Below are 19,765 nucleotides of genomic sequence, written 5' to 3' on the forward strand. Positions count from 1 at the left end.
CGCCTAGTCTGCTGTCCATGAGGTTCGGGATGCGGTGGCGGCAGGCCGGACGAGCGACACGGTGGGGTGCGCTCGCCGCCGTCGCCGTGCTGCTCGCGGCGTCCGGGCTGGCGTTCGGCGCGGCGGGCGGCGACCCGCCGGTCCGGCGGCTCGTTCAGCGCATCGCGGTCGTGGACGGGCCGCACGACGACCAGCGCGTCACGCTCGACGCCACCTTCTACACGCCCGCGCGGGGCGGCCGGTTCCCCGCCGTGCTGCTCGGCCACGGGTTCGGCGGCACCAAGGACGACGTGCGCGGCGAGGCCGAACGGCTCGCCCGCGCCGGGTACGCGGTGCTGACCTGGTCGGCGCGCGGGTTCGGCGCGTCCACCGGCGAGATCGCGCTGAACTCGCCGGACTACGAGGTCAAGGACGCCCGGCGGCTCATCGACTGGCTCGCCGCCCGTCCCGAGGTGCGGCTGGACCGTCCGGGCGACCCGCACATGGGGATGTCGGGCGAGTCCTACGGAGGGGCGATCGCGCTGCTCACCGCCGCGTTCGACCCGCGCGTGGACGCCCTCGCGCCGCGCATCACCTGGAACGACCTCGCAGGCGCGCTGTTCCCGGACTTCGCGGCGGGCGGGGACGCGAATGCCGGGGTGTTCAAGAAGATGTGGGCCGGGCTGTTCTTCACCAGCGGCGCCGGGGACAGCGCGTGCGGCCGGTTCCTGCCGTCGCTGTGCGCGCAGTACCAGAAGGCGGCCGCATCGGGACGGGCCGATCCCGGGGTCGTCGCGACGCTGCGCCGGTCGAGCCCGGCGGCGTATCCGGGGCGGATCCGGGTGCCGACGCTGCTCGTCCAGGGCCAGACCGACTCGCTGTTCCCGCTCGACCAGGCCGACGCCAACGCCCGCCAGATCGCCGCGACCGGCGCGCCGGTGTCGGTGCTCTGGTACCTCGGCGGGCACGACGGCGGCGATCCGGAGACCGGACGGGTCGAGGGCCGCGTCCGGGACTTCTTCGACCACTGGCTGCGCGGCGCGTCCGGTGACGGGGACGGGTTCACGGTCACGCGGACGGGCGGGATCGACTCCTCCACCGCCCGGACCGTCGTGGAGGCCGCGTCCGCGCCCCGCTACCCGGGCCTGCGCGCCACGCCGCGCACCCTGCCGTTGGCCGGACGCGTACAGACGATCCGCAACCCGGCGGGCGGCTCCCCCGCGTCGATCTCCGCGCTGCCCGGCCTCGGGGCGCTCGGCGCGCTGGACGGCCTCGGCGGCGGCGCACTGTCGGGCCGCCTCCCGGTGGACATGCCGGGGCAAGCCGCGACGTTCGACACTCCGCCGCTCTCGTCGCCCGTGCGGATCACCGGGTCCGCGACCGTCCGGCTGCGGGTGACCGGGCCGCGCGACGCGCCGCTGTTCGCCAAGCTCTACGACGTCGCGCCGACCAGCGCGGCCACCCCCGCCTGGCGGATCGCGGCGCCCTTCCGGGTGCCGGGCGGCGACGGCGCCCGCGAGGCGACCGTGACGCTGCCCGCGATGGACCACGCGTTCGAGCGGGGGCACCGGCTGCGCGTGGTGATCGCGACGACCGACATGGGCTTCGCGACGCCGTCCGCGCCCGCCGCGTACCAGGTCTCGGCGGTGTCGCCGCTGACCGTCCCGACCGTGCCCGCGCTGCGCGCCCCGGCGCCCGGCGTCCCGGCGTGGGTGTGGGTGCTGCCCGGCGCGGCGGCCGCCCTCGCCGCCGGGGTGCTGCTGACCGGCCGGGTGCGGCGCCGCGCGTCGTTCGACCCGGCGCTGGCGGACGTCCCGCTGGAGATCACCGGGCTCACCAAGGCGTACAAGAACGGGCACCTGGCCGTCGCGGACCTGTCCTTCCGCGTCGAGAAGGGCCAGGTCCTCGGGCTGCTCGGCCCGAACGGCGCAGGGAAGACGACGAGCCTGCGCATGCTGATGGGCCTGATCCGTCCCGACGCCGGCGAGATCCGGATCTTCGGCCACCGCGTCGCGCCGGGCGCGCCGGTGCTGTCGCGGCTCGGCTCGTTCGTGGAGGGGCCGGGCTTCCTGCCGCACCTGACCGGCCGCGACAACCTGGACCTGTACTGGCGCGCGACGGGCCGTCCGGCCTCTGACGCGCACCTGGACGAGGCGCTGGAGATCGCCGGCCTCGGCCCCGCGCTGGACCGCGCCGTCCGCACCTACTCGCAGGGGATGCGGCAGCGGCTGGCCATCGCGCAGGCGATGCTGGGCCTGCCGGACCTGCTCGTCCTGGACGAGCCGACCAACGGGCTGGACCCGCCGCAGATCCGCGAGATGCGCGAGGTGCTCCAGCGCTACGCGGCGGCGGGCCGGACGGTGATCGTGTCGAGCCATCTGCTGGCCGAGGTCGAGCAGACCTGCACGCACGCGGTCGTCATGACGGCGGGCCGCCGGGTCGCGGCGGGGCCGGTCGCCGAACTGACCGGCACGGGCCGCCGCCTGGAGGACGCCTTCCTGGAGATCATCGGAGAGGCACGATGAACACGGCCGTCCCGACCAGCCGCCGGGAGGCGAAATGACCGACATCGCCGTTCCGAGCACAGCCGAAGGCATGCCACCCCCCAGGCCGCCCGGCCGGGACGGAAGCGCCCCCGGCTACGACCCGCGCCGGACGCTGCCGCTGCGGGTGGAGGCCGTCCGGCAGTTCCGGCGGCGGCGCACGCTGGTGACGTTCGGGATCCTGCTCGTCCTGCCGTGGATCCTGGTGCTCGCGTTCAAGCTGGGCGGCGACCCCGGCCCGGACAACAACGCCCCCGGCCTGGTCGACGTCGCGACGACGAGCGCCCTGAACTTCGCCCTGTTCGCCCTGTTCGTCTCGTCCGGCTTCCTGCTGGTCGTCGCGGTGGCCCTGTTCTGCGGCGACACCGTTGCGAGCGAGGCGGGCTGGTCGTCGCTGCGCTATCTGCTGGCGGCACCCGTCCCCCGCGTCCGCCTGCTCCGCCAGAAACTCACCGTAGCCCTGGCCTACGCGACAGCCGCCGTAATAACGCTCCCCGCAATGTCCCTGCTGGCCGGCACGGTCGCCTTCGGCTGGGGCCCGGCCACCCTCCTCACCGGCCGCACGCTCGCCACCGGCCCGGCCCTCAACCGGATGGCCCTGATCGTGGCCTACGCGCTGATCAGCCAACTGGTCGTAGCCGCCCTGGCCTTCCTGCTCTCGGTGACAACGGACTCGCCCCTGGGCGCGGTCGGCGGCGCGGTCGGCCTGGTGATCGTCAGCAACATCCTCGACGCGGTCACCGCCCTCGGCTCCTGGCGCGACTTCCTCCCCACCCACTGGATGTACGCGTGGATGGACGTCCTGCAACCCGACATCGTCTGGACGGGCATGGCGAAAGGCGCGTCCCTCTCCCTCACCTACGCCCTGCTCTTCCTGGCCCTGGCCGTCCGCCGCTTCCGCACCCGCGACATCACCTCCTGACCATCCCGGCCGGAGGCCCCCGGACGCGTCACGCGACCGTTGCCCGTACCGCTCGGCGATCAGCGCGATAGTCGCTACGTGGGTGTGCGGGGGCCACCCAGCACTCGCCCGGGTTTCCTAGGGTGGACGACGGTCGAGTACGGAGGCGGAGCGCATGGCGGAGCGTGGGGACGTTCCCCGGCTGGGCGAGTTCCTGCGGGCGCGGCGGGCGCTGGTGCGGCCCGAGGCGCACGGGATGCCCGCCGGGACGCGCCGCACGCCGGGGTTGCGGCGGGAGGAGGTCGCGCTGCTGGCCGGTGTCAGCACCGACTACTACGTCCGGTTGGAGCAGGGACGGGACCGGCATCCGTCCGCGCAGGTCGTCGAGGCGCTGGCCCGCGCGCTGCTGCTGGAGGACGAGGCCGCCGCCTACCTGCGCGACCTCGCGGAGCCCGGACCGGTCCGGCGGCCGGGGCGGGCCGCGCGGCGGGAGTACGCGTCGCCGGGGCTCGTCGCGCTGCTGGACGCCTGGCCCACCACGCCCGCGCTGGTGCTCGGGCGCCGCATGGACGTCCTCGCCGCCAACACGCTCGGCGAGGCGCTGTTCAGTTGGCTGGGCGAGGAGACGAACGTCCTGCGGGCCGTCTTCCGCACGCCCGAGGCCCGGATGTTCTACCGCGACTGGGACAAGACCGCCGAAGGCTGCATCGCCGCTCTGCGCGCCGAGAACACCGATCCGGACGACCCGCTCCTGGCCGAACTGGTCGGCGAGCTGTCGCTCACGAGCCCCGAGTTCGCCGAGCTCTGGACGCGTCACGACGTGCGGGCGAAGCGCGCCGAGATCAAGCATTTCGTCCACCCGGTGGTGGGCGAGCTGTCGTTGCGCTTCGAGAACCTGACCGTCGGCGGCGCCGAGGGCCAGCATCTGATCGTTTACCACGCCGAGCCGGGCAGCCGAGACGAGCAGGCGCTCGCGCTTCTCGGCAGCTACGCCACGGCACCCGCACGGGACCACGCGAAGTAGGGAGACTGACCCATGCCGAAGACGGCCACCGCCGACAAGGTGGAATTGTCGGAACTGCTGGACTTCGTCCGTCCGCGCCACCGGGGGCTGCTCGCCACCGTCCGCTCCGACGGACGCCCGCAGCTCTCCCCCGTGACGTGCGGGCTGACTCCGGCGGGCCAGATCGTCGTGTCCACCTACCCCGAGCGCGCCAAGATCGTGAACGCCCGGCGCGAGCCGAACGTGTCGATCTGCGTGCTGTCCGACGACTGGGACGGCCCGTACGTCCAGGTGGACGGGCGCGCCGAGGTGCTCGACATGCCCGAGGCCCTGGACGGCCTGGTCGAGTACTACCGCGCGATCTCCGGCGAGCACCCCGACTGGGACGACTACCGGGCCGCCATGCGACGCCAGGGCAAGTCCCTGCTGCGCATCCACATCGACCGCTGGGGCCCCATCGCCACCGGCGGCTTCCCCGCCCGCCTTGCCAATGACTGACCAAGCCCGCCTCTCACCTGTCCCATCGAACGATCAACGAACCCGTGTTCTTCTCTCCCGTCGACAAGGGCAAGCAAGGTCGAAGCGTTGAAACCGACGCTGGGCACGAAAGATTTCAAGGTCGGACCGGCACGGGCCGGTACGTCCCCGGGATCACACGACTCGACGGGACGATCATCCAGGCCGTGGACAGCTGATTCATCCGGAAGACCCGTTCTTCTCCCTCTCCGCAGGCATGGGCACAGACGGATATAGCGCGCGGATCAACCCGGTTCACCGGTCCTCGATGTGCAGGAAAGGGTTCGTTTTCGTGAACCATCTAAGAGGTGGTCGTGCGTCTCCCGATGGCCGCCAACCGGCTACGTAGCCGATCGGTGAGCGCACTGTCCGTCAGCGATACCGCCGTCATACTTGGGTGAATCCTCCACCGGCGCCGCTTCGCGGCACGACCGTCCGCCGTTCCGAGGCTACTGAGAATGACCGCCGACTCCTCGCGCCGGCCGAGCCATCTATACGAAGCCGCCGAAGCACGAACGGATTGACGGAACGCCTCGTCGCACTCAAGTATCCCAACCGCACTGAACACATAAATCACGCACGGCAATCGAATCATCACGGTTCGCCACAGCTTTCCGGCAGATAGTTCCCGGAAGTAAATATCAAGCCGTCCAAGTCCGGTCGACATCGATTCACGTCGGCAGGAACGAGGCTGCCCATGCGACGAACCAAGGGATGGACGACCCCCAACCTGCCGTTCAGGACTTGCCACAGGATCCTGCCACCGAGATGACCAGGATGGGACAGCACTCCCACGCCGGCGAATAATATCGGCCGATCGACCACGCGGTCGCCCCCACAACCGGGGCCCAGAAGCCTGCCAGACCCCGGTTCCCAACCGATCGACAACGACGGCGACCATTACATTGCACCAGACCAGAGAGGATGGACCGCTCCAAATTAATACTTGATCACCAAAGTCGACTCCACCGCGCCCGTCTACCACCGGAACACCGAGTCCGCAACTACCTATTCCACACTTGCAAGAATCGGCCATCAACATGACTAGTTGCTTCTATAGACTCAAGGCGTAAATACTTAGCCCGCCTCCATGAAAGCCCGACCATCCAGGCTCGGGCATGGAGCGAAGGAAAGGATCGACGTGAACAAGGTAGCTATGGGGCTGCGCTTAGCCGCCACCGGTGCGGCGACCGCGGCACTCGCCGCGGTCGCCGTCACCGCGGGCCAGGGCGCGGCGAACGCGACCGCCGGTGGGTATTGCGGCGTCTACGGGAGCGACACCACCCCCACCATCACCTTCACCAAGCAGCCCCCCGGGTGCCATGACGTCAACATCACCTGGGTCAGCGCGTCGGATTCCTACGGCGGCTACTACTGGAACGGGTCCTACTGGCAGCTCGGGAGCAAGGGCTTCAGGTACCTGGCCAGTGGCGGCCACAGTCCGAGTGAGTACAACGCCGTACCGCTCACCAACGTGAACACCGGCGTCAAGTTCTACATCGACAACTCGTCGAGCTACATCAGGACCGTCCACATCAACTACTGACCGAGACTCGCTCGGCGGACCTTCTCCGCAAGGCCCGCCGAGCGATCCGGTGGACAGTGAACGCGCTGCGGGCGTTGAGGATGTTCGCAACGCCCGCAGCGCACGCCCGGACGGCGTCTCGCCCATCCGCCCGCACCCACGAGACCAATCGGCAGGCTCGGGAAGTCATCACCACGTCGACCAGGCAACCATCCGCTTCGACAGCCCCACCCCACGTCACACAGAACAGGCGAATCACCGACATGCCCATGCTCATCCCGCGCCGATCACTCGAGCTTCTCCTGATGTCCGCGGCACTCACCGGACTGCTCAGCGCCTGCGGCGGGGGCACCGCCTCGAAAGAAGAACCGGGAAAGAGCAAGGGCAGCCCCGATACCAGCACCAAATCAGGCACCGAAGTGCTTTACGCCTATTTTCCGGCGAATAATGCACAGTTCAAGATCGGAGCACAGTTCAACGGCACCAGAAAGAACTACACGGAGATCATCGTCAGTAAATGCATGGCCAAACACGGGTTCGACGTCCCGGTCACATCGAAATCGGACGCCATCGCCAGCGACTTCGATAACGTCGGCTTCCCCGACCTGGACCGCATGACGCGGACGGGATACCTGAATCCCGCGATAAACATTCACGCCGCCGGCCCGGCCAAACAGCAAGCCGGCTACAAGGCGGTGCTCCAACGTTGCACCAACGAGGGGACCAAGTCCTTCAACGCCTTCGATCGCACCGCTGGGCCAACGGTCGACCAGTGGCAGCGCATTGCTTCACAAATCGAGCTGTCGCCTGCGGTCTCCAAGCTCGCCAATGATTTCCGGGCCTGTGTGCAGCGTGCGGGGGTCCCTTCCTGGCCGATGAACCGGCCAGGCGCCAGCGGCGGGCTCGGCGGCTTCCTCAACTGGGTGACCGGTGAGGCGGCCAATACGAAGGACGCGCAAGCCGGGCAAGCCGTGGACCGGCGCTGGGCACCGGTGTACGTACGTTGCGCCAAACCCGTCATCGCTGAAGAGGACAAGCAGCGACTCGCCCAGCAGCGCGCCTTCTTCCAAAGCCACTACCAGCAGATCCGGGAGATCCAGAAAGACGGTACGGAGGCCCTTGCCGCCTTGCAGAAGCAGGCGGGCGAGTAGGCGGCGTCCGTGCGGCCCGCCGAGCCGGGACACGGCGATGGAAGAGACGCACGACCAAGCCGCTCAAAGTCCGTCTTCCCATTGGAGCGAAGTGTCCAACTGGCCAGATAATGATCTCTGTTCGCTCCCTCGGCGGCGGCCACGACGCTTCGACTCCAACGGAACGGGCGCCTGCACGGTACAGTGACGTTATATTGACGCACTATCCATCGATCTGCCAGAATCACCCGGCACAACGCGGTGGTCCACGGACTGCCGGATGGGGTCGGCGGCATGCGCCCAGCTTCATTCCTCACCGGGCGGGACCGCAGGGACGTGCGCTCGCACCTTTGCCATTACCGGCGCGGCGGGCTCGGGATGGGAACCCACCGAGGTGATCGCAAGGAACGGCCGTGATTCCCCCACGGCAACTCGGTCCCGTGTTTCGTCCCGACCCGCGGTCGCTCCAATCCCCACCGATCTCACCGAACGGTCCAATGGCTGACATGCTCACTTCGCTTGATCGCCAGAACGAACGTCGTATGCCGCGCCGCATTGCGCCGACTGATCCGCTCGGTGTCCGCACCGATCATTGTCGCTTCGTTCGAGACGCCCGCACGCTCGGCCCGCAGGGCAGCGACGACGCGGGGAAAGAGGCCGGCGAATGAAGGAGCCGCCCGTCCACCCCGACGACCTGGTGCCGTTCGGTGATGCGGCACCGCCTGCTCAACACGAGGTTGAGGGCACGGACGCCCGCGAGACGGCGAGGAATCCCGGGCACAGGCGGCGACTCGGGGATCGGTTACGAGGCCAGCGAGCGCTACTGATCATCCTTGCCGCCGCAGTGGCGCTGGCGGCAGGCGCTTTCGCGATCGGGCGCGGTTTCGTTTCTCCCGACCAGCAGGCCGCCGACGCGGCACCTCCGAAAGCGTCCGTGATCACCGCACGGGTTTCCTACGGAACGCTCGCGGCGACCACGGTGCTTCGCGCGAAGGTCACCGAGGCCAGTCCGATCGTGGTGGACTCCCCGACCGGTCTCGGTGACGCGCTGCCGATCGTCACCGCACTCAACGTCAAAGTCGGGGACCGGGTCGCCAACGGCCAGAAACTCCTCACCGTCGCCGAACGGCCGGTGTTCGTCCTCACCGGCCGGGTGCCCGCGTTCCGGGACATGGGTCTTGGGACGAGAGGCGTCGATGTCACGCAGTTGCAGGCCGCGCTGCGCGCCGCCGGATACTCGCTTGGGAGTGACCGCGCCGGGTCGTACGGAAAGGGCACGTCGGCCGCCGTGGCCCGGTTCTACCGGGCGGCGGGCGTGCCACCGGTGAAGGTCGCCGCACCGGGGAAGAACGATGGAAACGGCTCGGGCAAAGCGTCCGGAAAGAAGAGTGCCGGCAGCGTGAAGATTCCGCGCGGTGAAGTCCTCTTCGTCCGAAGCCTTCCGCAGCGTGTGGTGTCGGTGAACGTGCATCTCGGCTCGAAGGCCGACACCAAACTTCTGGAGATCGGCTCAGGCCACGTGCAGTTGACTGGCTCGGTGGACTCCGCGGGAAGGTCTCAGCTCAAGGAAGGCATGGAGGGGAAGGCGACCGATGACCTGACCGACGCCTCGTTCAGCGTCCGGGTCACCAAGGTAGGGACATCGCCCAAGCCCGGCGACGATGCGGTTCAGACGTTTCCCGTGACACTCGTTCCCACCGGCCATATGCCGGCGCGATTCACCGGCAAAAGCGTCGCCGTGACCGTCACGGCCCAAGGCGATGACGGCAAGGTGCTCAACGTTCCCGTCGCGGCGATCAGTACCGGCTCCTCCGGCGAAACGTATGTGACCGTCGTCGACGGTAACGGGCGCCAGCGCGAAGTGAAGGTCGCGCTCGGCCTGGCGACGGGCGGGCGCCAGGCCGTCACACCGACGGGCGGAAGCTCCCTTCGCCAGGGGGAACTGGTCGTCATCGGATCTCATGGCTGAGGCGGCGGAGACGATGGCCGGGACCGAGCTGGAACTGCACGACGTCTCGATGACCTATCCCGGTACGGTGCCGGTGCGTGCGCTGCGGCCGGTGTCGTTGCGCATCGTCACGGGGGAGATGACGGCGATCATCGGCCGGTCGGGTTCGGGGAAATCGACGTTGCTCAACATCCTCGGTCTGCTGGATCGTCCGACCGCCGGCCGCTACCTCGTGCGCGACATCGACACGACGACGCTGCCCGAGTCTGCGATCACAGCGCTGCGCGGCCGGCAGTTCGGTTTCGTGTTCCAGTCCTTCCATCTGCTGCCCGACCGCAGCGCCGCGGAGAACACCGAACTGAGCCTGCTCTACCAGCGGATTCCGCGCCGGGAGCGGCGTCGGCGGGCCGTCGCGGCACTAAAACGCGTCGGGCTGCCGCACCGGATCGACGCGATGCCGGGCACGATGTCCGGTGGTGAACGACAACGGGTCGCGATTGCCCGTGCGCTGGCGCAGCAGCCGCGTGTGCTGCTGTGCGATGAGCCGACGGGCAACCTCGACCGCGCCAACGCCGACCTCGTCGTCGAGATGCTGGAAACGCTGAACGCCGAGGGGCTGACGATCATCATCGTGACGCACGATCCGCAGGTCGCCCACCGGATGTCCCGCCGTCTGCACATCGATGACGGAGTGGTGACCGAGTCGGTGCGGGGAGCACGATGAGGCTCCCGTGGCGGCCGGCCGCGCCGCTCGCCGCGATCGGCATCCCGCCCAGTCGGCTCTCTCCCGCCGACATCGCGCGTGAGGCGTTCCTATCGGTGTCACGAGCGCCGGTGCGGTCGCTGCTGACGTCCCTCGGCACGGTCCTGGCGGTGGCCACCGCCATCGCGACTATCGGGCTCGGCGACTCCGCGCGGGGTGCCGTGTCGGGAACGTTCGACGCACTGCGGGCCACGCTCGTCACGTTCTCGGACACGGACCCGCAGGCCGGTGAACCGGCGCTGTCCGCGGACAGCGAACAGGATCTGCTGCGGCTCAACGGCGTCAGGGAAGCGGGCCTGACGTGGAGCGTTGGGAAGGGCGCGGTTTACTCCGTCCGGCGCATCCGGGAGGGGACGAAGGAGAACAGCGTCGGGTTGAACATGATGGCGGCCACCCCTGGCGCCCTGGCGGCCATGGACGCGAAAGTGTCGTCCGGCCGTTTGTACGACGTCGGGATGGAGCGGCGCGGGGAGCAGGTGGCGCTGCTCGGTCAGGCCGCCGCCCGGCAACTCGGAATCACGAGCGTCGATCTGTCACCGGTGGTCTACATCGGGGACACCGAACTGCGGGTGATCGGGATCGTCGACTCGGCTCCAGCCGACGACCAGGCACTACTGAGCGTGATCATCCCGACACGGGTCGCCGTCGGATTCTCTCCGAGCGGGGACACGCGGTCCTTGCTCGTGCGCACGGCCCCGGGAGCGGCGCAACTCGTCGGCAGGCAGGGCCCCCTCCAGCTCAGCCCGCAGGACCCGGCGCGGATAGCGGCAGCGGTGCCGCCCGATCCTGTCCAGCTCCGCAACCAGGTGGACTCGTCGGTGACAGGTCTGCTGATCGCCATCTCGATGGTCGCGCTGGGCGTCGGAGTGCTCGCCATCGCGAACACGACGCTGCTGTCGGTGATCCAGCGCCGTGCCGAGATCGGCCTGCGCCGGTCGGTCGGCGCGGCCCCCCGGCACATCGCCGCGCTGGTCGTCAGCGAGTCGGCGGTGATCGGGGCGATCGGGGCGCTGATCGGAACGAGTCTCGGCGTCCTCGTCGTCGGGGCCGTCAGCGCGGCCAGGGGCTGGGCTCCCGTGCTGGACCCCCAGGTGATCGTCGGCGCGCCGCTCGCGGGTGCGGTCGCGGGACTGCTCGCCGGGGCGTATCCGGCATGGCGGGCCAGCCGTATCTCCCCGATCAGCGCGCTCCAGCGATGAGGGCCGCTCAGCCTTCATGCCGCCCTGGAAAGACTGGCTCCTTCCAAGTTCCTGTCCGCGGGCAGCGTGCGCCGAGCTGAAAGGCGCACCGGCGTCGGCCCGTCCCGGACGGTCCCGGACGCGTCGGCGTCGTCCACGGACTATGAACCCGCGTAACCCCCGTCAGGTAGCGGTTGTAGCGTGGGCGACCGAAATGGGTCTCTTCGCGGTGAGCCGTGTGGGACCGCGCCGCCGGGCGGTGCGGGTCCTCGGGATCGTGCTGCTTCTGGCCGGGCTCATGGCCATGCACGGGTTCCAGGTGACGGTCAACACGATGGACGCGTCGGGGCTGATGACCGTCCACGCGACCCACGCGCAGCACGACGCGACCCATGCGCAGCACGAGAAGCCGTCCTCGCCGCGGGAGCATCGGCACGACCATCCCGGCGGGGAGGTCTGCCTGTGGCTGCTCGTGGCGCTGTTCGCGCTCGTCCTCGCGGCTCTCGGCAGGTGCGCGCTCGACCGCGTCGGCCGCGCGCCGGCGCGCGGACCCGGGGCCCGGACGGACGTGCGCGGACGCGCGCCGCCCACCCGCACGATCTTCCAGTTGGCCGTCCTGCGGCTGTAGGAGGACGCGGTTCACCGCCGCGCCCCGATCAGCCATGCACGGACAACGGAAGGATCCACGATGAAGCGCGTTCTGACGACGGCCCTCGTTCCCCTGCTCGCGGCGGCCACGCTGACGGCCTGCGGCGACGGCGACAAGCCGTCCGCCCACCCCTCCGGCCACATGGGCGGGCACATGGCCCCGGCGACGACGGCGGCCCACAACGCCCAGGACGTCATGTTCGCCCAGATGATGATCCCCCACCACCGTCAGGCGGTGGAGATGGCCGGACTCGCCGCACGCCGCGCGTCGTCGCCGCAGGTCAAGGACCTGGCGTCCCGCATCGCCGCTGCCCAGGACCCCGAGATCACGAAGATGTCGGGCTGGCTCGCGACCTGGAAGGAGCCGACGTCCATGCCGTCCATGAACCACGGCTCGATGGACGGCATGATGAGCGGCCAGGACATGAAGGCCCTCGCCGAACTCACCGGCAAGGCCTTCGACCGGAAGTTCCTGACGATGATGATCGAGCACCACCGGGGCGCGGTCGTCATGGCGCAGACGGAACAACGTTCCGGCGCCGACCCGGCCGCCCGAGCCCTCGCCGCCTCGATCATCACGACCCAGACGGCCGAGATCGCAACGATGCGCACCCTGCTCAAGGCGAAGTAGCCCCGCCCCCGGAGGGCGTCCCGCCGAGGACGCCCTCCGGACGTGACCAACATCACATTTGTCCACCAGCAGGCGCGACGATCCGAGCCGAATGCCAGGTTTTAGGGGACCCAAGCAACACCCAACGTGAAGTCATCGATACCCAAAGCAACAGTCTTGCCAGCAAAATCGGTCGAACGCGATGAGGGCGTCGCATAGGCTCGGCGAACCGTACGAAAAGTCGCGCTCATCGAAGGGAAGGGAACGCGACATCGTCTCGATCGGCGGATTAACTTCCGGCACGACGGGGGAGATGATCACCATGGCACGGCAGCAGCTCATCAAGCGCCCGAAACCGCCACGTCAACCGAGCCCGATCGACCTACGGACCCCCTCCGGGCGGATCCTGCCGTACTGATCCCGGACTTCCGCCTCAACGGGCACCCGCACGCGACCCCGGGGCCTCTCCGCGTCCGCACCGGAGAGGCCCCGACGCGTCTCCACCCGGCTCGCCCTCCCTGCCCTACCACCTCTGCCCGTTCGACCACACCACTCGGCCGGGCACTCACCTGAACACCCGCGCAGCTCGACTGCTCAGCAGACCCGCGCAGCTCAACGCGCACGACCCGGTGCGGCGCCCTTCGATGCGGCGCCCTTCGATGCGGCGCCCTTCGATGCGGCGCCCTTCGATGCGGCGCTGGCGACCTTGGGTGCGGCGCGTTTGGGTGCGGCGCGCTTCGGTCGCGCAGCCTCGGGTCCGCGTAGCCAGTCCGCGCAGCTTGACCATCCAGCAGGGCGCTCACATCAGACCCAAGCGGTTCGGCCGCTCAGCCGCAGCCCGCATGGGCGCTCGGGTCCGGGCTGCGCCGGGCAACCGCTCTGACACTGAACCGTGTCACGCGGGCGCGCAGGTGCGAACTCAGCCCGGACCCGAAGCCGTTCGCGCCAGCCGCGCGGCTTTGAAACGGCACAGCTCGCCCACGCAACTTGACCACCCCGCTAGACGGGGGGCTGCTCCTAGACCTTTCGTCTCATTTCACCGGCCTTCGCGCTGCTCAGCTCATTTCGTCGGCCTTCGCTCTGCTCAGCGTGGACGCTCAACGTGAGCGCTCAGTGTGCGGCTGTCCCGCTCGGCCGTCCGGCCTGGTCGTCTTGGAGCAGCCTTCTAATCCCGTTTTTTTGGAGCGGCCGTCGGCGCTGCGCTCCGCGCGGCCATTCGGCTTGAGCAGTCGGCTGTGCGATGTGATCGCGTAGATCGGCGGTCCGGGCGGCTCGCTCATTTGCGCAGGCCGGGTGGAGACGTACCGGGTAGCCGGCTCGGGGTGGTCAGGTTCGGTCGTGGGGCGGGATGATGTCGGTCGTCCAGTCGAGGCCGAGGGCGGTGCCGGCCGCCACCAGGGCTTCGGCGGTGCGGCCGGCGGCGCGCAGGGCGATGTCCGCTTCGCCTTCGTCGTGAGCGAGGATCACGTCCGGGCCGCCGTAGAGCGTCGTGTGGCCGTTCAGCTCACGCCACGGGGCGGCGAAGCCCATCGCGGGGAACGTCGCCCGCAGGCGGGTCGCGATGTCCGGTGGGAGTTCCGCTATTTCCACCGAGGGGCGCAGCGCGAAGGGCAGGCGCATCGCGGCCAGTTGGACGTAGAACTCGGTCACCGAGTCCGCCTGTAGCCACCACTCGTCGGATCCGTCGCTGACCAGGAGGCGCGGGTCGGCGAGCGTCGCGTCCGACGCCGCGTAGCCCCACTCGTTGCAGTACTGGTACTCCGCCATGAGGACGCAGACGCGCAGGTCGCCGTCCGGGTCGGCGAGAGCGGTGTCGTCCGGCAGTCCGGCGGATACACCGTAGCCGGACGGGTCCGGACGCACCGTCGGCGGCCGCACCGGGTGCGTCCAGTACAACCGGGGCTCGTGGGTGAAGGAGTTGAACGGCAGGTCCCACCATTCGTCCGCGGCCTTGGGGATCGGGAGCGTGACGTCGACGCCTTCGATGTCCTCCTCGTCGGCGGCGTCGAGGGTCTCACCGCGCAGTTTGCGGACGTAGAGCCGGTGCTCGTCAGTGTCCTCGCGGCGCCAGGACGGCGGTCCGGGCGGTGGCGTGAACCCCCACTCCTCTTGGAACGCGCGGAGCAGTTCCCAGCGCGGGGCGGTGTCGGCGAGGTGGGCGGCGAACACTTCCGGGGGCATGAAGGGCCGCTCGTCCCAGCGGGGCATGACGGCGCGGAGCCGTCCGGCGAACGCCCCATAGTCGACGATCTCGGTCATGCGGGGAGCTTAGGGTCTGCCTCAACCGCCACGCGAGACCCGCTCGCGCCGAGCCTCCCTCGGCTCGGCCGTCCGGCCGGGAACGGCGCGACGAAGGCGCTCCCGCGAGCACGCCCGCCCGAAGATGCGGGCAGTTCGGCACGCGAACGCGGTCAGCGGGGCCACCCGCCGGGAGATACAGCCCAGCAGGCGAACGCGCCCCGCGAGGCCGCCCGGAGATGCGGCGCCCGGTACGCGAACGCAGTCGGCTCGGGCAGCCGCCCGGATGCGGCAGCGCGGCAAGCGAACGCGGCTGACGGGACGAGCCCAAGCACGTCCGTCCGGACGAACCGCCGGGTGAGCCGGAACGGCGCGGGGAAGGGCGGTGGTCAGGCGCGGGCGGCGGCGGTTCCCTGCGCGCGCCCGGCCCGCGCCGACGGCGCCCGGGACGCGGGCGAGAGCGGATCGGCCCCGACCGCCGCGAGCGACGCCTCGTCCGGCGTGATGAGGCGGACGTTCCCGCCGAGGCCGGCGAGCTGCTCCTCCAGCGGCGGGTCGGGCAGCGGCGCGATGACCAGGACGTCGTCGCATCCGGCGGCGAAGTCGGCGTTCGCGCTGGTCCGGACGCCGCCGTCCACATAACGGACGCCCGAGATCGTCACCGGCGGCCACACGCCGGGCACCGCGCAGCTCGCCGCGACGGCGTCCACGAGCGACACGCCGGACGTCCGGTCGAACACCACGGGCAGGCCCGCGCCCGCCTCGACCGCGACGATCCGCAGGTCCCGGTCCGGCCAGGCGTGGGACGGCAGCCGCGCCTCGATCACCGCGCGCCGCTCCTCCTCAGTGACCGTGTCGGCCTTCAGCGCGTACTCGGCGACGGCACGCCGCAGGTCCCCGGGGTCGGGGAACTCGCGCTGCAACCGCAGGACGGTCTCCCACACGTCGGCGATCGCGACCGGCGGCGTCAGCTCGTGGTTGGGCGCGTCCGGGTCGGCCTGCCGGGCGTACAGCTCGTCCAGTGGCAGGCCGCTGCCGAGCTGCGCGCCAACGGTGGATCCGGCGGACGTGCCGACGATGAGGTCCGCGTCCGTCCAGTCCTGCCCGGCCTCGGCGAGCCCGGCGAGAAGCCCGGTCGTCCACGCGATCCCCGCGACGCCCCCGCCGCCGAGCACCAGTGCCTTCGTCATCACGCCCTCCCGGTTCCCTGATCGGCACCACGATCATGCCGGACGTCCGCGTCCGTCATTCCGCCAGGTACGCCGCGAGCCGCCCGGCCAACGCATCGCGCTCCGCGACGGGCACCTCGTGCGCCGCGTCCAACAGCCCGAAAATCGACGGCCCGCGCGACTCGGCAGCAAGATCCACAGCCCGGGGAATCACATGAAAATGCACGTGCCCGAATCCGGGCGCCTCAGCGAACTGCGCGACATAAGTCTTCGCGCAACCGGTGACCCGATGCAGCGCCCGCGACAGACGCACCTGCCAGACCCCGAGCCCAACGGCCTCAGCATCAGTAAGGTCCGCGATCGCCGTGACATGACGGCGCGGCAACAGCACAAGCCAGCCGGGCAGCGCCGTCCCGAAGGCATGCGCGACGCGCCAATGCTCGTCCACAGCAATCCGCTCGCGCAGAGGCAGCTCCGCGACCCCACGTTCACCAGCGCAAGTCACGCAAGACTCCATGCCGACGAGCCTAAGCGCCCACAAACGCCCGAACACGACCCCAACAAGCGATGCGCGCAGCGCGGGTGGTCAAGCGCGCAGCGGCGGCAGACGGTGCGGTCGCCACCAGGCGCGGGCGGACAGCGCGCGGCGGCGCACGTTGGCAACGCCGCCCGGGGTTGACGGCGCGGCAAGCGACGCGCGGTGGGGCATGCAGCGCGCCCGGTGTGGCGGCCACCGCCCGGCGCGGGCAGACAGCGCGCGGTGGGGCGCACAGCGCGGCGGGGCGCACAGCGCGGTGGGGCGGCCACCGCCCGGTGCGGACGGACGGCGCCCGGCGCGGACGGACGGCGCGCACGGACAGCGCGGACGGGGCGCACTGTCCGCGCCGCGCCGGGTTGGCGGCGCGGTGGAGCGCGCGGTGAGGCGCGCAGCGCCCCGCGCGGATCGGACGGTGCGGGCGGACAGCGCGCGACGGGGCGCGTTGGCCGCGCCGCGCGGGGTTGGCGGCGCGCCAAGCGACGCGCGGTGGGGCACGCAACGCGAGCGGTGGGGCGCGCAGCGCAGGCGGTGGGGCGGCCGCTGCCCGGCGCGGCGCGGCGCGGACGGTGCGGGCGGACGGTGAGGCGCGCAGCGCGGACGGTGCGGGCGGACGGTGCGGGCGGACCGGACGGGCGGACAGCGCGCGGCGGGGCGCGTTGGGCGCGAGGCGCGGGGTTGGCGGCGCGGGAGGCGGCGCGTGGTGGGGTGCGCAGCGCGGGTGGTGGGCGGCCACCGCCGGGCGCGGAGTAGACGGTATGGGGTGGGGTGGGTCAGGTGGTGGGGTGGGGGGTTGTTTGGTGGGTGAAGGTTGCTCGGTAGGCGGTCGGGGTTATTCCCAGGTGGCGGGCGAAGCGGGCTCTCAGGGAGTCGCCGGAGCCGAGGCCGGACGTTCGGGCGATTTCCTCGATCGGTAGGTCGGTGGTCTCCAGGAGTTCGCGGGCTCGGTCCACTCGGCGGGCCAGGAGCCATTGGAGGGGGCTCTGGCCGGTTTCGGTGCGGAAGCGGCGGGTCAGGGTTCGTTCGCTGACGCGGGCGTGCGCGGCCAGGTCGGCGATCGTCAGGGGGTCGGACAGGTGGGTCAGGGCCCAGGCCTGGACGTCGGCGAGGGTGCGGCCCGTCACGGGGGCGGACGGGATGAACTGGGCCTGGCCGCCGGAGCGGACGGGGGCGACGACGACCCGGCGGGCGCTCTCGTTGGCGACCGCCGCGCCGTGGTCGCCGCGCAGCAGGTGGAGGCAGAGGTCGATGCCGGCGGCGAGGCCGGCCGAGGTGAGGATGTCGCCGTCGTCCACGAACAGGACGGACGGGTCCAGCCGCACCGACGGGTACAGGGAGGCGAACTCGTCCGCCCGGCGCCAGTAGGTCGTGGCGGGGCGGCCGTCGAGGAGGCCGGCGGCGGCCAGGACGAACGCGCCGGTGCAGATGGAGACGAGGCGGCGTCCCGACGCGGCGGCGCGCAATAGGGCGGCGGCGATGGACGGGTCCAGGAGCCCGCGCCGCTGGGTGCCGGGGACGATGATCGTGTCCGCCGTGTCCAGGATGTCCAGGCCGTGGGGGATGTCGAGGCGGTAGCCGACGCTCGTCTCGACCGGTCCGGGCGTGGCCGTGCAGTGCAGGACGTCGTACAGCGGACGGCCGTCCCGCGACGCCTCCCCCAGCACCTGCGCGGGGATCGCCACGTCGAACGGCACCACCGGCGGGACGACCAGGACGGCGACACGGTGCATGGCTGGATCCTCCGGAAGATTGGCATTCGAGCCACTGTCCTGGATACCACCGCGCACAGCAGAGTGGAACCATGTTCCGTATCCACCGCGCGTGGCCGATCGCGGCGGTCGCGTTCGTCGCGCTCGTCGGCGCCGCCGGGTTCCGCGCCGCCCCGGGCGTGCTGATGGTGCCGCTCCAGGACGAGTTCGGCTGGTCGCGCGCCACGACGTCCCTCGCCGTGTCGGTGAACCTCGTCCTGTACGGGCTGACCGCGCCGTTCGCCGCCGCGCTCATGGACAGGTTCGGCATCCGCACGGTGACCGCCGCCGCGCTGGTGCTCATCGCGGCGGGCAGCGGCCTGACGGTCGGCATGTCCGCGAGCTGGCAGCTCGTCCTGTGCTGGGGCGTGCTGATCGGTCTCGGCACCGGCTCAATGGCGATGGTGTTCGCCGCGACGGTGACGGGACGCTGGTTCGTCAAGCACCGCGGCCTGGTCATCGGCGTCCTGACGGCGGGCGGATCGACCGGCCAGCTCGTCTTCCTCCCGGTCCTCGCCGCGCTCGCGCACGACCACGGCTGGCGGACGGCGACGCTGGTCGTCACGGGCGCGGCGCTCGCCGTCGTCCCGCTGGTCCTGCTGGTGATGCGCGAGCGTCCGGCCGACGTCGGCCTGCTCCCCTACGGCGCGACCGAGCCGGCGGACGAGCCGCAGAACGGCGAGAACGCCGCGCGCGTCGCCCTCCGCACCCTGAACAAGGCCGTGAGGACGAAACCGTTCTGGCTGCTGGCGGGCGGCTTCCTCATCTGCGGCGCGTCCACGAACGGCCTGGTCGGGACGCACTTCATCCCCGCCGCGCACGACCACGGCATGCCGGAGACGACGGCCGCGAACCTGCTCGCGCTCGTCGGGATCTTCGACATCGCCGGGACGGTCGCGTCCGGCTGGCTCACCGACCGCGTCGACGCGCGGATCCTGCTCGGCTGGTACTACGCGCTGCGCGGCCTGTCGCTGCTGGTCCTGCCGATGCTGTTCGCGGACGAGCCGCACCCGAGCATGCTCGTCTTCGTCGTGTTCTACGGCCTGGACTGGGTCGCGACCGTCCCGCCCACGATCGCGCTGGCGCGGAAGGCGTTCGGTCCGAGGGACGGGACGATCGTCTTCGGCTGGGTGTTCGCCGCCCACCAGCTCGGCGCGGCGGCGGCAGCGGCCGCGGCGGGGGCGCTGCGGACGTCCCTCGGGACGTACACGCTCGCCTGGTGGGGCGCGGGCGTGCTGTGCCTGATCGCGGCGGTGCTGTCCGTCGCGATCGGGCGGGCGCGCCCGCGCCCGGCGGTCGTCCCCGCGGTCGAGGCCCCCGTGACCTGACCG

17 protein-coding genes are annotated in these 19,765 nt (G+C 70.9%); 13 read left to right on the forward strand and 4 right to left on the reverse strand.

Annotation, left to right across the window (positions count from 1 at the left end; all coding sequences use genetic code 11):
• Positions 1-17 precede the first annotated feature (17 nt).
• The 12 genes from BTM25_RS20630 (at position 18) to BTM25_RS20680 (ending at position 12,765) form a co-directional block, all read left to right on the forward strand.
• On the forward strand, positions 18-2,504 hold the full coding sequence (locus tag BTM25_RS20630; RefSeq protein ID WP_235828506.1) for an alpha/beta fold hydrolase: 2,487 nt from the start codon (positions 18-20) through the stop codon (positions 2,502-2,504).
• 70 nt (positions 2,505-2,574) lie between these two features.
• Positions 2,575-3,444, forward strand: a complete 870-nt coding sequence (locus BTM25_RS20635) for an ABC transporter permease (protein ID WP_103564773.1) — start codon at positions 2,575-2,577, stop codon at positions 3,442-3,444.
• Positions 3,445-3,598: 154 nt separating this feature from the next.
• Entirely contained in the window at positions 3,599-4,447 is an 849-nt protein-coding gene (locus BTM25_RS20640) for a helix-turn-helix domain-containing protein (RefSeq protein ID WP_103564454.1), read from the forward strand.
• A gap of 12 nt (positions 4,448-4,459) precedes the next feature.
• Positions 4,460-4,924 carry a PPOX class F420-dependent oxidoreductase gene (locus tag BTM25_RS20645; protein WP_103564455.1) on the forward strand — a complete coding sequence of 155 codons (465 nt, stop codon included), beginning with the start codon at positions 4,460-4,462 and terminating at the stop codon, positions 4,922-4,924.
• A gap of 1,174 nt (positions 4,925-6,098) precedes the next feature.
• Positions 6,099-6,488 carry a hypothetical protein gene (locus tag BTM25_RS20650; protein WP_103564456.1) on the forward strand — a complete coding sequence of 130 codons (390 nt, stop codon included), beginning with the start codon at positions 6,099-6,101 and terminating at the stop codon, positions 6,486-6,488.
• Positions 6,489-6,730: 242 nt separating this feature from the next.
• The gene (locus BTM25_RS20655; RefSeq protein ID WP_103564457.1) at positions 6,731-7,618 is read left to right on the forward strand and encodes a hypothetical protein; all 888 of its coding nucleotides are present in this window, start codon (positions 6,731-6,733) and stop codon (positions 7,616-7,618) included.
• A 485-nt stretch (positions 7,619-8,103) separates the two neighbouring features.
• A complete protein-coding gene (locus BTM25_RS29770; protein ID WP_168212173.1) occupies positions 8,104-8,265 on the forward strand; it encodes a hypothetical protein in 162 nt (53 codons plus the stop codon).
• Positions 8,262-9,566 carry a peptidoglycan-binding domain-containing protein gene (locus BTM25_RS20660; protein WP_103564458.1) on the forward strand — a complete coding sequence of 435 codons (1,305 nt, stop codon included), beginning with the start codon at positions 8,262-8,264 and terminating at the stop codon, positions 9,564-9,566. The genes BTM25_RS29770 and BTM25_RS20660 overlap by 4 nt, the downstream gene beginning before the upstream one ends.
• Positions 9,559-10,269: an ABC transporter ATP-binding protein gene (locus tag BTM25_RS20665; protein ID WP_235828507.1), complete on the forward strand. Its 711-nt coding sequence runs from the start codon at positions 9,559-9,561 to the stop codon at positions 10,267-10,269. Before BTM25_RS20660 ends, BTM25_RS20665 begins: the two co-directional genes overlap by 8 nt.
• Positions 10,266-11,507 carry an ABC transporter permease gene (locus tag BTM25_RS20670; RefSeq protein WP_103564459.1) on the forward strand — a complete coding sequence of 414 codons (1,242 nt, stop codon included), beginning with the start codon at positions 10,266-10,268 and terminating at the stop codon, positions 11,505-11,507. The genes BTM25_RS20665 and BTM25_RS20670 overlap by 4 nt, the downstream gene beginning before the upstream one ends.
• A 208-nt stretch (positions 11,508-11,715) precedes the next feature.
• Positions 11,716-12,114 carry a DUF6153 family protein gene (locus BTM25_RS20675; protein WP_146059090.1) on the forward strand — a complete coding sequence of 133 codons (399 nt, stop codon included), beginning with the start codon at positions 11,716-11,718 and terminating at the stop codon, positions 12,112-12,114.
• A 60-nt stretch (positions 12,115-12,174) separates the two neighbouring features.
• Positions 12,175-12,765: a DUF305 domain-containing protein gene (locus tag BTM25_RS20680; RefSeq protein WP_103564461.1), complete on the forward strand. Its 591-nt coding sequence runs from the start codon at positions 12,175-12,177 to the stop codon at positions 12,763-12,765.
• Between the two features lie 1,305 nt (positions 12,766-14,070).
• Here the strand turns inward: BTM25_RS20680 and BTM25_RS20690 are convergent.
• From BTM25_RS20690 to BTM25_RS20705, 4 genes are all read right to left on the reverse strand, one after another.
• Complete coding sequence (locus BTM25_RS20690) at positions 14,071-15,003, reverse strand: hypothetical protein (protein WP_103564463.1); 933 nt, start codon at positions 15,001-15,003, stop codon at positions 14,071-14,073.
• A gap of 368 nt (positions 15,004-15,371) precedes the next feature.
• Positions 15,372-16,172, reverse strand: a complete 801-nt coding sequence (locus tag BTM25_RS20695) for a patatin-like phospholipase family protein (RefSeq protein WP_103564464.1) — start codon at positions 16,170-16,172, stop codon at positions 15,372-15,374.
• A gap of 55 nt (positions 16,173-16,227) precedes the next feature.
• On the reverse strand, positions 16,228-16,668 hold the full coding sequence (locus tag BTM25_RS20700; protein ID WP_103564775.1) for an HIT family protein: 441 nt from the start codon (positions 16,666-16,668) through the stop codon (positions 16,228-16,230).
• 791 nt (positions 16,669-17,459) lie between these two features.
• Complete coding sequence (locus BTM25_RS20705) at positions 17,460-18,416, reverse strand: GlxA family transcriptional regulator (RefSeq protein ID WP_103564465.1); 957 nt, start codon at positions 18,414-18,416, stop codon at positions 17,460-17,462.
• Between the two features lie 71 nt (positions 18,417-18,487).
• On the opposite strand from BTM25_RS20705, the gene BTM25_RS20710 reads away from it, so the two are divergent.
• Positions 18,488-19,762 (forward strand): MFS transporter, encoded by a 1,275-nt coding sequence (locus tag BTM25_RS20710; RefSeq protein ID WP_103564466.1) that lies wholly within the window; start codon positions 18,488-18,490, stop codon positions 19,760-19,762.
• The last annotated feature ends 3 nt before the right edge of the window (positions 19,763-19,765 follow it).

Origin of the sequence: Actinomadura rubteroloni (genome assembly GCF_002911665.1) — a bacterium.
Classification (GTDB): Bacteria; Actinomycetota; Actinomycetes; order Streptosporangiales; family Streptosporangiaceae; genus Spirillospora; species Spirillospora rubteroloni.